At 67.5% G+C, this 13,506-nt stretch carries 13 protein-coding genes and 1 tRNA gene; 7 read left to right on the top strand and 7 right to left on the bottom strand.

The genetic code is table 11. The features are described from left to right. Positions 1–6: 6 nt before the first annotated feature. Positions 7–813 (bottom strand): 5'/3'-nucleotidase SurE, encoded by an 807-nt coding sequence (gene surE, locus K5880_RS15680; RefSeq protein WP_297654263.1) that lies wholly within the window; start codon positions 811–813, stop codon positions 7–9. Positions 814–937: 124 nt separating this feature from the next. On the opposite strand from surE, the gene K5880_RS15685 reads away from it, so the two are divergent. Beyond that, positions 938–1,924, top strand: coding sequence for an NADPH:quinone oxidoreductase family protein (locus tag K5880_RS15685; RefSeq protein ID WP_297654266.1), 987 nt, complete (start codon positions 938–940; stop codon positions 1,922–1,924). 6 nt (positions 1,925–1,930) lie between these two features. Here the strand turns inward: K5880_RS15685 and K5880_RS15690 are convergent, their stop codons facing one another. Next, on the bottom strand, positions 1,931–2,830 hold the full coding sequence (locus tag K5880_RS15690; protein ID WP_297654269.1) for a LysR family transcriptional regulator: 900 nt from the start codon (positions 2,828–2,830) through the stop codon (positions 1,931–1,933). Positions 2,831–2,959: 129 nt separating this feature from the next. Between K5880_RS15690 and K5880_RS15695 the strand changes: the two genes are divergently transcribed. The 4 genes from K5880_RS15695 (at position 2,960) to K5880_RS15710 (ending at position 6,832) form a co-directional block, all read left to right on the top strand. Further along, complete coding sequence (locus tag K5880_RS15695; protein WP_297654272.1) at positions 2,960–3,922, top strand: tripartite tricarboxylate transporter substrate binding protein; 963 nt, start codon at positions 2,960–2,962, stop codon at positions 3,920–3,922. Next, positions 3,919–4,848: an NAD(P)-dependent oxidoreductase gene (locus K5880_RS15700; RefSeq protein WP_297654275.1), complete on the top strand. Its 930-nt coding sequence runs from the start codon at positions 3,919–3,921 to the stop codon at positions 4,846–4,848. The genes K5880_RS15695 and K5880_RS15700 overlap by 4 nt, the downstream gene beginning before the upstream one ends. Positions 4,849–4,955: 107 nt before the next feature. Next, a complete protein-coding gene (locus K5880_RS15705; RefSeq protein ID WP_297654557.1) occupies positions 4,956–6,158 on the top strand; it encodes an alpha-hydroxy acid oxidase in 1,203 nt (400 codons plus the stop codon). Then, positions 6,155–6,832 (top strand): RraA family protein, encoded by a 678-nt coding sequence (locus K5880_RS15710; RefSeq protein WP_297654278.1) that lies wholly within the window; start codon positions 6,155–6,157, stop codon positions 6,830–6,832. The genes K5880_RS15705 and K5880_RS15710 overlap by 4 nt, the downstream gene beginning before the upstream one ends. Before the next feature lie 49 nt (positions 6,833–6,881). On the opposite strand, the gene K5880_RS15715 is transcribed toward K5880_RS15710, so the two are convergent. The 4 genes from K5880_RS15715 to K5880_RS15730 are packed head-to-tail and all read right to left on the bottom strand — an operon-like array spanning position 6,882 to position 10,487. After that, positions 6,882–7,472: an ABC-type transport auxiliary lipoprotein family protein gene (locus K5880_RS15715; RefSeq protein ID WP_297654282.1), complete on the bottom strand. Its 591-nt coding sequence runs from the start codon at positions 7,470–7,472 to the stop codon at positions 6,882–6,884. Further along, positions 7,469–8,500 carry an MlaD family protein gene (locus tag K5880_RS15720; protein ID WP_297654286.1) on the bottom strand — a complete coding sequence of 344 codons (1,032 nt, stop codon included), beginning with the start codon at positions 8,498–8,500 and terminating at the stop codon, positions 7,469–7,471. Before K5880_RS15720 ends, K5880_RS15715 begins: the two co-directional genes overlap by 4 nt. Beyond that, the gene (locus tag K5880_RS15725) at positions 8,497–9,321 is read right to left on the bottom strand and encodes an ATP-binding cassette domain-containing protein (RefSeq protein ID WP_297654289.1); all 825 of its coding nucleotides are present in this window, start codon (positions 9,319–9,321) and stop codon (positions 8,497–8,499) included. Before K5880_RS15725 ends, K5880_RS15720 begins: the two co-directional genes overlap by 4 nt. Further along, a complete protein-coding gene (locus K5880_RS15730; RefSeq protein ID WP_297654293.1) occupies positions 9,321–10,487 on the bottom strand; it encodes an ABC transporter permease in 1,167 nt (388 codons plus the stop codon). Before K5880_RS15730 ends, K5880_RS15725 begins: the two co-directional genes overlap by 1 nt. A 105-nt stretch (positions 10,488–10,592) precedes the next feature. On the opposite strand from K5880_RS15730, the gene K5880_RS15735 reads away from it, so the two are divergent. Both K5880_RS15735 and ilvD read left to right on the top strand, forming a co-directional pair. After that, positions 10,593–11,387, top strand: a complete 795-nt coding sequence (locus K5880_RS15735) for a tyrosine-protein phosphatase (RefSeq protein ID WP_297654296.1) — start codon at positions 10,593–10,595, stop codon at positions 11,385–11,387. Positions 11,388–11,561: 174 nt separating this feature from the next. Then, positions 11,562–13,289 (top strand): dihydroxy-acid dehydratase, encoded by a 1,728-nt coding sequence (gene ilvD / locus K5880_RS15740; RefSeq protein WP_297654299.1) that lies wholly within the window; start codon positions 11,562–11,564, stop codon positions 13,287–13,289. Between the two features lie 107 nt (positions 13,290–13,396). Here ilvD and K5880_RS15745 read toward each other — a convergent pair. After that, positions 13,397–13,472 (bottom strand) — tRNA-His (locus K5880_RS15745). Positions 13,473–13,506 lie beyond the last annotated feature (34 nt).

A 13,506-nucleotide genomic window follows, 5' to 3' on the forward strand; every position in this document is an offset into this window, starting at 1 on the left:
GGGGCTTCACGAGACGTTGCCCCCCGCCGCTGCGGCAGGCTGCGGCGGCGGCGGTGACATCCGGGCCGCGGTGGGTGCCCAGTAGGCCAGCCGGTCATGGTCGGTCAGGTCGACCTGCAACGGAGTGATGGTGGCGTAGCCCTGCAGCGAGGCGTGGAAGTCGGTGCCCTCGGCATCGTCCTTGGCCTTGCCCGCGCTGCCGATCCAGTACATGGTGTCACCACGCGGATTGGTCTGCGAAATCACTTGTTCGGCAGCGTGCCGCCGGCCCAGGCGCGCCACCTTGAAGCCCCGGATGTCGGCCAGCGGCCGGCTGGGAATATTGACATTGAGCAGCCAGGGCTGGTCCGGTGGCCCGTCCTGGAGCGAAGGCAGCAGTTGCGAGACGAGACGAGCCGCCATGTCACCCGCGGCGTCCAGATGCGCCCACCCCTTCTCGGTCTGCGAGAAGGCGATGGCAGGAATGCCGAACAGATAACCCTCCATCGCAGCCCCCACGGTGCCGGAGTAAATGGTGTCGTCGCCCATGTTGGCGCCGTTGTTGATGCCCGAGACCACCAGGTCGGGCCGGTAGCCCAGCAGGCCGGTGAGTGCGATGTGCACGCAGTCGGCGGGCGTGCCGTTCACATAGCGAAAACCGTTGTGCGCGGTGTGCACGTACAGCGGCGAATGCAGCGACAGCGCATTGGACTTGGCGCTGTTGTTGTGCTCCGGGGCCACCACCTCCACCTCGGCCAGGCCCTTGAGGGCATCAAACAGCGCCACGATGCCCGGTGCCTGATAACCATCGTCGTTGGAGATGAGTATTTTCATTGCGGCAATTCTAGGTGGATCGCGAGGTCACGCCCGTGACATGCAGCGGGACAACCCGCTGCGGATCGGGCACTGCGCTGCCTATCATGGAAAGCTTTCAGACCACCCGAACGAGGAATCCACCATGCATGCCTGGCTGTGCGAAAACCCTGTGGGCGTCGATGCCCTGAGCTGGAAGGAGCTGCCCACACCCGAGCCCAAGGCCGGCGAGGTGCTGATCGAGATCCAGGCCGCGAGCCTGAACTTCCCCGATCTGCTCATCGTGCAGAACAAGTACCAGATGAAGCCCGCCCTGCCCTTCGTGCCCGGTTCGGAATACGCGGGCGTGGTGCGCGCCGTGGGCGACGGCGTGAATCACCTGCAGGTGGGCCAGAGCGTGGCCTGCCTGAGCGGCACCGGCGGCTTCGGCACGCACACCATCGCGCCGGCCGCGCTGTGCATGCCGCTGCCCCCCGGTTTCCCCGCAGTGGACGCGGCGGCCTTCATCATGATCTACGCCACCTCGTGGCACGCGCTGATGGACCGCGCCGCACTGAAGGCGGGCGAAACCGTGCTGGTGCTGGGCGCGGCCGGCGGCGTGGGAACGGCGGCGATCCAGATTGCCAAGGCGGCGGGCGCGCGCGTGATCGCCGCCGCCTCCAGCGACGAAAAGTGCGAACTCTGCAAACAGCTCGGCGCCGACGCCACCATCAACTACAGCGTGCACACACCCAAAGAAGGCCTGCGCGACGCCATCAAGCAGCTCACCGACGGCAAGGGCCCGGACGTGATCTACGACCCGGTGGGTGGCGACTTCGCCGAACCGGCTTTCCGCTCCATTGCCTGGCGCGGGCGCTACCTGGTGGTGGGCTTTGCCAGCGGCCCGATTCCGGCCCTGCCGCTGAACCTGACCCTGCTCAAGGGCGCGAGCATCGTGGGCGTGTTCTGGGGCGATTTTGCGCGCCGCGAACCCAAGGCCAACGCCGAGATGATGCAGGCGCTGGCCACGATGTACGCCAAGGGACAGGTCAAGCCGGTGATCGACCAGACCCTGCCGATGAGCGAACTGCACAAGGCCTACGCCATCATGGGGTCGCGCTCGGTCAAGGGCAAGCTGGTGATGGTGAACTGAGGCGCTTCACCACAAGGGGCTGGGCTTGGAGAAGTCCACGGTGTCGAGCACCACGTTTCGCATCTTCGCCAGCAACGGCCGGCTGTCGTCGCGCCGGCGCTGAAAGGTGTACTCCAGCGCCGGCAGCGCATGCCTGCCGCGCAGCTCCACCACCGCCTTCCGCGCCACCATGTGCCGCATCCAGCCGTTGGGAAACAGGCCGATGCCCACGCCCGCAGCAATCAGACTGGCGATGGCAGTCAGGTTGTTGCAACTGAGGCGGCGACCGGCCTCCAGGTTGTTCACGGCCAGCCAGTGTTCCAGCATGCGCGTGGGTCCCGCTGCTGGCGGCATGGTGATGAGCGCCGTGTCCTGCAGCAGACGCGCGTTCACCGTGCGCTGGTCGCCTACAAGAGCCGGCGAAGCTGCCCAGGTGAATCGCACTTCTGCAATCGCCTCGCTGGCGATCGTGCTGCGCGACGAATACCCCGCCACCACGGCAAAGTCGAGCTCACCGGATTCCAGACGCTGCTCCAGCACCGCCCCGAGATCGACCAGGGGTTCGAGCACGAGATCGGGATACAGCGAGCGAGCCTGGGCAACGAAATCGGGCAACCAGGTGAGTGCCGCGAGTTCTCCCACGCCGAAACGGCAATGCCCGCGCATGCCACCACCTTCGCTGACTCTGGCGCGCATTTCATCAGCCAGACCCAGCATGCGCCGGGCCAGCGGCAGAAGCTGTTCGCCCGCCTCGGTCAGGGTCGCCCGGTGGCCGCTTCGATCGAACAACGCATGGCGCAACTGGGCTTCGAGTTCGGAGATCCGCTTGGAAAGAGTGGATTGCGACACATGCAGGCGCTGCGCCGCCACCAGGAAGCTGACGGCCGTCGCGGCCCAGTAAAACGCCTCCAGCTGCTTGAGTGTCATGTTTCATTTATTCGAACGTTGACGTGCGAATTTTATCGCTTTTGTTAAACCAGCGATATCCGCAGAATCCGGATCGGACACCGTTTTCATACGGTGAGCCGACCGCAACAACGACGAAGGAGACACATCTTGACAACGAACGCCACTCGATTTACCCGGCGCCAGCTCACGTTGCTGGGCCTGTCTGCCATGGTCTTGCCCGCCTGGGCGCAGGAATGGACGCCCACCCAGCCGATCACAATCCTGGTGGGCTTCGCGCCGGGCGGTTCGGCTGACCAGATTGCGCGCCAGTTGGCGTTCGCGGCCAAGAGCATCATTCCGGTCCCGGTGGTTGTGAACAACCGTGCCGGCGCAGCCGGCGCGATCGCGGCACAAGCCACCGCCGAAGCCCGGCCAGATGGCTACACGCTCTTCGTGGGCGGTGGCAGCGAGACGACATCGGTCGGACATTTCAGACCTCTCGCCTACGACCCGCGCAAATCGTTCACCCCGGTGCTCAAGGTGTCGCGCGCGCCCAGCATCCTGGCGGTGCGGGCGGATTCCAGATTCACCACCATGAAGGCCTTGCTGGAAGAAGCCCTTCAGTCGCCCGAAAAGATCTCCTACGGTTCCACTGGCGAAGGTGGCATCTTCCATGCCACCGCCCTGGTGCTGGAAAAGCAGGCCGGCGTCAAGCTGTTGCATGTGCCCTACCGTGGCGCGGCGGACTCGATGACCGCTTTGCTCGGCGGCCAGGTGGACAGCGCCTTCGGTGCCTATGAAGAGATGAGGGCCATGATCGACTCTGGCCGCGTCCGGCCACTGGCGCTCTTCTCCCGCACCCGCCTGCCGTTGCTGCCCGATGTACCCACGATGCAGGACCTCGGTGTACCGGTGGCGCTGGACAACATGAAGGGCCTGATGGGTCCTGCGGGCCTGCCCGATCCTGTGCGGCGTTACTTGCACGATGCGTTCCGCAAGGCCATGCAGACCTCCGAATGGAAAGACTATGTCGCCAAGTCTGGCCTGACACAGGACTACGCCGAAGGACCGGCGTTCCAGAAGGAAATTGTCGATGCCCATGACCTGATCGGAAAGGCCATTGCCAAATGAGTGTGCCTGGACCGTTCCTTCCGGGCAGCCGCGTCGGCTTCATCGGCCTGGGCGCCATGGGGGGTGGCATGGCGCGCTGCGTGATGCGCCGGGGCTTCGCGCTGACCGTGTTCGCGCGCCATTCCGAAGCCGTGCAGGCACTGGTGGAGGCCGGAGCCCAAGCCGCTGAATCCGCCGCGGCGGTCGGCCGCCATGCGTCACTCGTTTTCCTGAGCCTGCCCGACGCGGCAGCGGTAGATGACGCGCTGTTCGGTCCCGAGGGCCTGGTTCGGACGCTGGCTGCGGGCAGTTGTGTGGTTGATACCAGCACGATTGCCGCCACCTCGGCCCGCGAGTTCGGCGCACGCCTGCGGGCGCAAGGCATATGGTTGCTGGATGCCCCTGTGAGCGGGGGGCAGGCGGGCGCCAATGACGGCACGCTCGGTTGCATGGTCGGCGGCGATGCCGATGCCCTCGCCGCGAGCCGCGAGGCTCTGGGCGCGTTCTGCAAGACCATCACGCATGCGGGCCCGCTCGGGGCCGGCCAGACGATCAAGGCCTGCAACCAGGTCGCGGTCGCCGGTGCGCTGCTGGGTGTCGCCGACGCCCTGACGCTGGCGCGCGTCCAGGGCGTGGACCCGATGCTGATGCGCGACGTGCTGCTGGGTGGCGCAGCACGCAGCTTCTCGCTGGAGAAGCACGCCCCTCGCGTCATCGAAGGCAAGTTCACCCCCGGCTTTCGTGCCCATCTCATGCGCAAGGACTTGCGCCTGGCGCTGGAAACAGCCCGCAGCGGCGGCGCCGAACTGCCCTCCGCCGCGCTCGCCGAACAACTGCTCGACGCACTGTGCGAAGGCGGCCGCAGCGACTGGGACTGGTGCGCGCTTGCGCTTCAGGTGCAGCAGCAGGCCGGTCTTGACATCCCCGCGCAGCGCGAGCCTTCCTGAGCGCGCGGCGCGCAGACAACGACACAAGCGGACCTATGTCATCGCACCCACTCGCAGCCGCGACCGCCAGCCCACCTGCCGTGAACATTTCTCATCCCGGATCGGGTATGGGCGCGCGGCCCGCCCTAGCGGCGCGCATGCGACACATTCTGTGTCTTGACGACTTCGATCAGGCAGCCCGCAGCCACTTGCCGCTCCCGGTGTACAGCTACATCGCTGGTGCCGCCGAAACCAACCAGTCCTTTCACGCCAATCGCGAAGCCTTCAGGCAATACGAGTTCGTGCCGCGCGTGCTGGTCGACATCACGGGGCGGGACACAGGCATCACCCTCTTCGGGCAGCGTTTTGAAGCCCCTTTCGGCATCGCGCCGATGGGCCTGGCCGCACTGTCGGCATACCGCGGTGATATCGTGCTCGCAGCGGCAGCGCGCCGCGAGAACATTCCGTTCGTGATGAGCGGCTCCTCGCTCATCCGCCTGGAAGATGTGGTCAAGGTCAACCCCGACGCCTGGTTCCAGGCCTACCTGCCGGGCGACGATTCCGGCATGCTCGCGCTACTCGAACGCGCACGCCAAGCGGGCTACAAGACACTGGTCATCACCCTGGACACGCCTGCGGCGGCCAATCGGGAGAACAACGTGCGCGCCGGTTTCTCCATTCCCGTGCGGCCCGGCGTACGCCTTGCGTGGCAGGGCATGACACACCCGCGCTGGCTGTTCGGCACCTTCCTGCGCACGTTGGTTCAGCACGGCATGCCGCATTTCGAGAACAGTTACGCCACGCGCGGCGCACCCATTCTCTCGCCCAATGTCGAGCGCAACCTCGGGGACCGGGGTCACCTCAACTGGCACCACCTGCGCATGATCCGGGCGCACTGGAGCGGACCATTGGTCGTCAAGGGCGTGCTCGACGCGCGCGATGCACGCCGCGCTGCAGACGAAGGAGCCAACGGCGTGATCGTCTCCAACCATGGCGGACGCCAGCTCGATGGCGCCGTCGCGCCGCTGCGCGTGCTGCAACGCATCGTTGAAGCCTGCCCCGACATTCCCGTGATGCTCGATAGCGGCGTTCGCCGCGGCAGTGATGTGCTGAAGGCACTCGCCCTGGGTGCGAAGTTCGTCTTCGTCGGCCGGCCGTTCAGCTTTGCTGCCGCGGTAGCTGGCGAAGCAGGCGTACTGCACGCCATCGACCTGCTCAAGGCAGAAGTCTCGCGCAACATGGCCCTCCTGGGCGTCACCGCTGTTGACCAGCTCGATCCGGACTGCCTCATCAGCCACGCAACCTTTTCCCAACCGGAGTACCGACCATGACCGGACTGCAGATTCTCCAGCGCACCCAATGCATCTCCGCGGATCACGTGAAGGCCTTTCGTGAAATCCCCGTAGCCAACATCAGCGACTGCATGACACGCATGAGCGCCGGTGGCCCGCGCCTGCGCCCCATGCACAGGTCCGGACGGCTGGCCGGCGCGGCCATCACGGTGAAAACGCGTCCCGGCGACAACCTGATGATTCACAAGGCGCTGGACATGGCTCAACCCGGCGACGTGATCGTGGTCGATGGTGGGGGGGACCTCACCAATGCCCTTATCGGCGAGCTGATGACGACCTTCGCGATCACCCGAGGCATCGCCGGCTTTGTGATCAACGGCGCGATTCGGGACATCGACGTCATCGGCAGCGGCGACTTCCCGGTCTACGCCGCCGGCATCACGCACCGTGGTCCCTACAAGGACGGTCCTGGCGAGATCAACGTGCCGATTGCGATCGCCGGCATGGTGATCAACCCTGGAGACCTGATCCTCGGCGACGCCGACGGCATGCTGTGCGTACCGATGGCGCACGCTGACACCATCCTCGCGGCGGCGCGCCAGAAGGTGACGGCCGAGCAAACAACGCTGGCCGACATCGCTGCCGGCCGACTCGATACCTCATGGGTGGACAGGACCTTGCAGCGCATCGGCTGCGAGCCCACACCGCGCTAGAACCCGATCAGAGCCGGCATACACCCAGCCGCGCATGCGGGGCGACCAGTCAGTTGCCCGCGATGCGCCGGGCCAGACGCCAGAGGGCCTGACGGTGGGCCGCAGCCAGCGTGTCCACCAGGCTGTCGGCCAGCGCCACCTTGAGATCAGCCTCACCCATCGTGGTGGGCGTCCCGGCGTCGCGCTCGTCGCTCAGCCACCAGCGTGCCTTCAGGTGCAGTGAGCTCCGCGCGGCGTCCGCGATCAGGGCATCGATCTGCACCCGCAGGCGCCGGGCCACCGCCACGCCCGCTGGCGCAGGGGCGCGCCAGACCAGCCCCTCACCGCGCAAGCGCGCCAAATCTGTCACCAGGCGATCCGGAATGCTCTCGCGCAACGGCTCGACCCAGCGGTGCCCCACGAGAGGCAGCAGCGTCGCAGCGCCGCTGGCGACCACCAGCGTGTCGCGGTCCAGCGCGCCTGGCATGCGCACCACGCCGGCCATCTCCCAGATGGTGCCATCGCCCGGCCGGGCTGCCGGTGCGGGCTCCGGCGGTTCGGCGCGCAACTCGTACCAGTGCGTGGCCTCGGTGGTGCCCGCGCAACCGGCCAGCACCCAGGGAGCCAGGCACAGGCTGGCCAGCGTTGCACGGCGCTTCATTCCGCCACCTTTCTGCCCCGAAGGAGCGCATCCGGTTGTTGTTCGAGCATCTCGGCCAGATCGCGCAGGGCACGCGCCGCACGCGACAGATCCGCCAGCGCACGGTCCGCGCCCAGGGCGAGCCGGGAATCGCTCGACGTGGTCTCGCGCAGCGCAGCGGCGCTGCGTGCCACCTCGTCCGCCGCGCGCTGCAGGTTCTGCACCAGGGGTGCGTCCGGTGCGATCAGCTCGGCCACGCGATCGGATGTGCGCCCCATGCCGATCGCGGTGGTGTCCACCGAGTTCGCTGCCTGGCCGAGACCGTCCATGGCGCGCCGGGTAGCGGCGAGCGAGCGCTGCAGCTCGTCGGCCAACGGGTCCAGGCGCCGGTCCAGGCGGGTCGACACCCGTCGGATCGTGGCCGTGGTCTCGGCGAGATCGTCCAGCGCCTGCAGCAGTTGCGGGCCTGAAAGCACCGCGCGCGCCGACGCGGCGATGGCCGCGATGTCGTCGGTGATGCGGCGCAGGTCCAGCCCTTCGATCTGGTCGCGCAGGTTCTGGATCGCTGTGGCCGAAGTGGGGATTTCCGTCGCGCCCTGGCGGCTGCCACGCAAGCTGCCCGCGCGGCCGGGACGCAGATCCAGGTCGACGTACAGCAGGCCCGTGAGCAGGCTCTGTATCGAGAGCTGCGCGCTCAGCCCCCGCTCGACCAGCGCAGGCAGTGCCGGCCTCGCGCTGCCCTCTGTGCGCTCGCCATCCAGGCCCCTGACGGCATCGCTGTCGAGCACGGCCACCACCGGAATCGAGAAGCTGTCAGAGGCCTGGTCATAGGCCACCTCGATGGATTCGACACTGCCCACCCGCACGCCCCGAAACACCACCGGCGCGCCCACCTGCAGGCCGTACACCGACTCGCTGAAGTGCATCACCGTGCGCTCCCTGGGCTTGAAGTAGTTGTTGCCCGCGAGCGCGATGATGGCGACCGCGATCACGGCCATGCCCACGACCACGAAGGTACCGATCAGTGTCGGGTTGGCCTTGCGTTTCATGCCCTTTCCTCCTTGCCTTGATCTGACGCGCCTCGCCGCAGGAAGCGCTGCACGTCTTCGGGGCCATTGCGGCGCAGCTCCTTCGGCGGACCCAGCGCCGTCATGGTCTTGCTCTGTGCATCCAGGAACAGCAGACGGTCTGCCAGCGCAAAGATGCTCTCGAGCTCGTGACTGACCATCACCACGGTGGTGCCCAGGTCGTCGCGCAGGTGCAGGATGAGCTCGTCGAGGTGCGCGGAGGTCAGTGGGTCCAGGCCCGCCGAGGGCTCGTCAAGGAACAGCAGGGACGGGTTCAACGCCAGCGCGCGGGCGATGGCGGCGCGCTTGCGCATGCCACCGCTGAGCGTGGCCGGCTCGGCATCGAAGCTGCCGGCCAGCCCCACGAGCGCGAGCTTGAAGCGCGCCTCCTGTTCGCGCTGCGACGCGTCCATGTCCGTCAGCACCTGCATCGGCAGCATGACGTTCTCGCCCACCGTCATGCTGCTCCACAGCGCGCCGGCCTGGAACATGACACCGAACGACTGCAGCAACGCGGTCCGCGCGCCTTCGTCGGCCGCATACAGGTCCTGCGTGCCGTACAGCACCTGCCCTTTGGCGGGCATCTGAAGACCGATGAGATGGCGCAGCAGCGTGCTCTTGCCACAACCGCTGCCACCCGCCAGTGCCAGCACCTCACCCGACAGGATGTTGAAGTCCAGGTCGCGCTGGACGACCGTGCTGCCGAAAGCCATGGTCAGTCCCTGCACGCGCACCAATGGCTCGCGTCGCGAGTCGATCACGGCGGGCTGGAGTGAGCGGGCGGGGGTGAGCAGGTCGGGCATCAGATATCCAGGCGTTGAAACACCACCGTGAGCACGGAAGCGACCACGACGATCCACACAATGGCTTGTACCACCGATGCGGTGGTCGCATCGCCTACGGCCTGCGCGCTGCGTCCGGCCGACATGCCCTGCAGACAGCCTGCGAGGGCCACCAGCACCGCGTACGAGGTGCCCTTGATCAGACCCACCAGCACGTGCTGCAAGGTCAGCGCCTGCATGCTGGCGTACACATACTCCAGCGGCGTCACACCATAGATGAGCACCGCCACCAGCCAGCCCACCGCCATGCCGACCAGGGCACCGAACGCGGTGAGCAGCGGCCCCACGATGAGCAGGGCCAGCACACGCGGCAGGACGAGGAAATCCACCGGATTCACGCCCATGGTCGCCAGCGCGTCCACCTCCTCGTTGGCGCGCATGCTGCCGATCTGCGCCGCGAAGGCCGCACCCACGCGACCCGCGAGCACGATGCCCACCAGCAACGCCGCCACTTCGCGCACCACGCCCACCGTCACCAGATCCGCGATGTAGTTCTGCGCACCGAATCGCTGCAGCTGCGCCGCGCCCATGTAGGCCACGATGAGGCCAACCAGAAAACACACCAGCGCCACGATGGGCAGGCTGCGCGGCCCTGTCTGTTCGATCTGCCAGGCCAGGTCGGCCGCACGCATGTCGCTGCGACCACGGCACCAGCGCCCCAGCGACAGCAGCACCTCGCCCAAAAAGGTGAATGTCTTGCGGCGTTGCGCCCAGGAGGCCGTTACCCACGCGCCCAGCCGGGCCATGCGGCCCGGCGGAGGCAGCCTGGTGACGTTGGCAGCAGTCGGCGCGGCTGCCAGCGCGAGCGCCAGGATCTGCTTCAGGCCTTCGGGCAAGCCACTGAGGTCAACGTCGCCCTCATGGCGTGCGAGCGGCTCGAGCCGATGCCACAACGTCGACGCCAGCCCGGCATCCCACGAGTGCAGGCGGGTCGCGTCGATGCGCACGTTGCCCGCGGCTCGCGTGGCCGGCGGGGCAGACACCTCGGCGCGGCGCCCGCGCCAGGCTCCATGGAGTTCCAGCACGCAGCCGTCGCCGTTCGAGACCCAGCGTGCACCCGGTGCCAGTGCCCCGTCATTCACCTCCATCGTGCCCGACAAGGCCTTTCCGCTGGGGACATCGCGCATGAAGAACCCATTCATCTTCGGAACCCGGATTCTATCGACGGCGCTTTTCCGTCGGTCGCGCCAGCGTCACGCCCCCTGCCCACCAAGCACCGAGAATGACAGGCCATGACGACATCTTCCACACCCACCCTCGCCGCGCCCGACGGCGCGCGCGAGCCCGCCCGCCTGCTGCCGAGTGCCTCCAATTTTCGCGACCTGGGCGGCCACATCGGCCTGGACGGGCGCCGCGTGCGGCAGGGCCGCGTGTACCGCTCCGACCATCTGGCGGGCCTCTCGCCAGAGGACGTGCGCCGGCTGCAGGGCCTGGGCCTGACGCACCGCATCGACTTCCGCGGGGTGGCCGAATGCGCAGCCCTGCCCGCGGACATCGCCGGCATCACCGCGCTGCCGCTGTCGATCGAACCCACTGTGGTGCACCGGGTGGAAGCCCTGCTGGCCTCGGGCACCGTGCCCACCGAAGCCGAAACGGTCGCGCTGATGTGCCAGACCTACCAGGGCTTCGCGCGCGAGGGTGCACCGGTGTATGCGCGCTTTTTCCGGCATCTGATCGAACAGCCCACGCCGCTGGTGTTTCACTGCACCGCGGGCAAAGACCGCACCGGTTTTGCCGCCGCGCTGCTGCTTGGCGCGCTGGGCGTGGCGCACGACGACATCGTGCAGGACTACCTGCTCACCAACCGCCTCTACCGCCGCAGCCCGCTGGTGCAGGCGCGCGGCCCGGCGCACGTGCTGGACGTGCTCTGGAGCGTGCAACCCGCCTTCCTCGAAGCAGCGTTCACCACCATCGAACGGGAGTTCGGTGGTCTGGCGCGCTACCTGGCAGGTCCCATCGGTCTGGCGCCCGCCGACCTCGAACGCCTGCAGGCATCGCTGCTGGAAGCAGGCACAGCCGCGACATGAGCGCATCGCCCCACAACGGGCAAACCGCGGTGCCTGGCGATGCCCTGCGGAGTACCATCGACCCGCCTCGACACCCGTTTGCCTGGGCCGGGGTCTGTGCCTCAGTCCAGCGCTTGTCCCAGAACTGCGCGCGCTGACGCCCGGCCTTCCGCCCCATCCCTTCTCCGGTGAACCGTGACCCCACCCAAAACCCCTTCCTTGCACAAGCACCGCTCGAAAGCCGTCACCGACGGCATCGCCCGCGCCCCCCATCGCGCCTTCCTGCGCGCCACCGGCTTTGACGACGAGGCGTTCGGCAAGTCCATCGTCGGCATCGTCAGCACGCAGGGCGAGAACACACCTTGCTCCATGGGACTGGCGCCTCAGGCTGACCGCGCCCGGCTCGGCGTCGCCGCCGGTGGCGGCGTGCCGGTGACATTCACCACGATCTCCGTGTCGGACGGCACATCGATGAACCATGCCGGCATGCGCATGAGCCTGGTGTCCAGGGAAGTCGTCGCCGACAGCGTGGAGGTTGCGGTGCGCGGGCACGCCTACGATGGCCTGGTGGCGTTTGCGGGGTGCGACAAGACCCTGCCGGCGATGATGATGGCGATCGTGAGACTCAACGTGCCGGCCGCCTTCGTGTACGGCGGCGCCACCCTGCCCGGGCATGCCCATGGCGAGCAGGCCACCATCCTGACAGCGATCGAGGCCGTGGGCGCGGTGCAGACGGGCGCGATGTCGCCGCAGCACCTGCAGGGCATCGAAAGAACCTGCACTCCCACGGCGGGCTCCTGCCCGGGCCAGTTCACCGCCAACACGATGGCAATGGTGGGCGAGGCACTGGGCCTGTCTCCGCTGGGATCGTCCATGATGCCCGCCGTCTACAGCGAACGGCTGGCCATTGCGCAACGCGCTGGCGAGGGCGTGATGCGTGCGATCGAACGGGGCGGACCCCTGCCCCGCGAACTCGTGACGCGCAAGAGCCTGGAGAACGCCTGCGCCGCCGTGGCGGCCACCGGCGGCTCGACCAACGCGGCGCTTCACATCCCGGCCATTGCGCACGAGGCGGGGATCGACTTCTCGCTCGACGACGTGGCCACCGTCTTTCAGCGCACCCCCTTGATTGCCGACCTGCAGCCCGGTGGCAAGTACCTGGCGCGCGACCTGCACGAGGTCGGCGGCACGCCGATGATCCTCAAGACCTTGCTGGCATCCGGCCATCTGCATGGCGACGTGCTGACCCTGGATGGCGAACTGCTGGCCGACGCGCTGCAACGCTGGCCCGATGCCGACGGCATCATCGTGCGCCCCAGCGAACAGGCCATTCTTCCCACCGGCGGTGTGACCGTGCTGCGGGGCAACCTGTGCCCCGACGGCGCGCTGCTGAAAGTCGCCGGGCTGCGCTCGCTGCAGTTCGCCGGACCGGCTCGCGTGTTCGAAAGCGAGGAAGACTGCATGCGCTCGGTGGCCGCGCGCATCTACCGGCCGGGCGAGGTCCTGGTCATCCGCAATGAGGGCCCCAAGGGCGGGCCGGGCATGCGGGAAATGCTGAGCGTGACGGCGGCACTCTACGGCCAGGGCATGGGCGAATCGGTGGCACTGCTCACCGATGGCCGCTTCTCGGGGGCCACCCGGGGCCTGTGCATCGGCTACGTGGGCCCCGAGGCCGCGCAGGGTGGGCCGATCGCGCTGATCCAGGACGGCGACCTCATCCGCATCGACGCAGCGGCAGGCCTGCTCGAACTCGAGCTGAGCGCGCAAGAGCTGGCAGACCGCAAGGCCCGCTGGACACCGCCCACACCCGCCCGGCTCGGCGGCGTGCTTGAAAAGTACGCCATCGTCGTGCGCCCCGCCCGGCAAGGCGCGGTCACCCATTCGGGCGCGGTCGAATGGCCATATGAGGACACCAGGCCTTGATGCAGTCCCAGGACATGTTCGGGCACCGTGGCCTGGCCTGACGGGCGCGGCAAGACCCGACGGAAAAAAAAAGCCCGGTCGAGACCGGGCTTTTCTCTTGTATCAACTGGGGTGGCTGATGGGACTCGAACCCACGACGACAGGAATCACAATCCTGGACTCTACCAACTGAGCTACAGCCACCGCAAGCCGACGATTATAGCCTCGAAGTAAGGCG

It is taken from the genome of Hydrogenophaga sp. (assembly GCF_025699295.1).
Taxonomy (GTDB): domain Bacteria; phylum Pseudomonadota; class Gammaproteobacteria; order Burkholderiales; family Burkholderiaceae_C; genus Hydrogenophaga.

Coding starts and splice junctions, on each gene's coding strand:
- surE (WP_297654263.1), bottom strand. CDS start 813: ATGAAAATACTCATCTCCAACGACGATGGTTATCAGGCACCGGGCATC.
- K5880_RS15685 (WP_297654266.1), top strand. CDS start 938: ATGCATGCCTGGCTGTGCGAAAACCCTGTGGGCGTCGATGCCCTGAGC.
- K5880_RS15690 (WP_297654269.1), bottom strand. CDS start 2,830: ATGACACTCAAGCAGCTGGAGGCGTTTTACTGGGCCGCGACGGCCGTC.
- K5880_RS15700 (WP_297654275.1), top strand. CDS start 3,919: ATGAGTGTGCCTGGACCGTTCCTTCCGGGCAGCCGCGTCGGCTTCATC.
- K5880_RS15705 (WP_297654557.1), top strand. CDS start 4,956: ATGGGCGCGCGGCCCGCCCTAGCGGCGCGCATGCGACACATTCTGTGT.
- K5880_RS15710 (WP_297654278.1), top strand. CDS start 6,155: ATGACCGGACTGCAGATTCTCCAGCGCACCCAATGCATCTCCGCGGAT.
- K5880_RS15715 (WP_297654282.1), bottom strand. CDS start 7,472: ATGAAGCGCCGTGCAACGCTGGCCAGCCTGTGCCTGGCTCCCTGGGTG.
- K5880_RS15720 (WP_297654286.1), bottom strand. CDS start 8,500: ATGAAACGCAAGGCCAACCCGACACTGATCGGTACCTTCGTGGTCGTG.
- K5880_RS15725 (WP_297654289.1), bottom strand. CDS start 9,321: ATGCCCGACCTGCTCACCCCCGCCCGCTCACTCCAGCCCGCCGTGATC.
- K5880_RS15730 (WP_297654293.1), bottom strand. CDS start 10,487: ATGCGCGATGTCCCCAGCGGAAAGGCCTTGTCGGGCACGATGGAGGTG.
- K5880_RS15735 (WP_297654296.1), top strand. CDS start 10,593: ATGACGACATCTTCCACACCCACCCTCGCCGCGCCCGACGGCGCGCGC.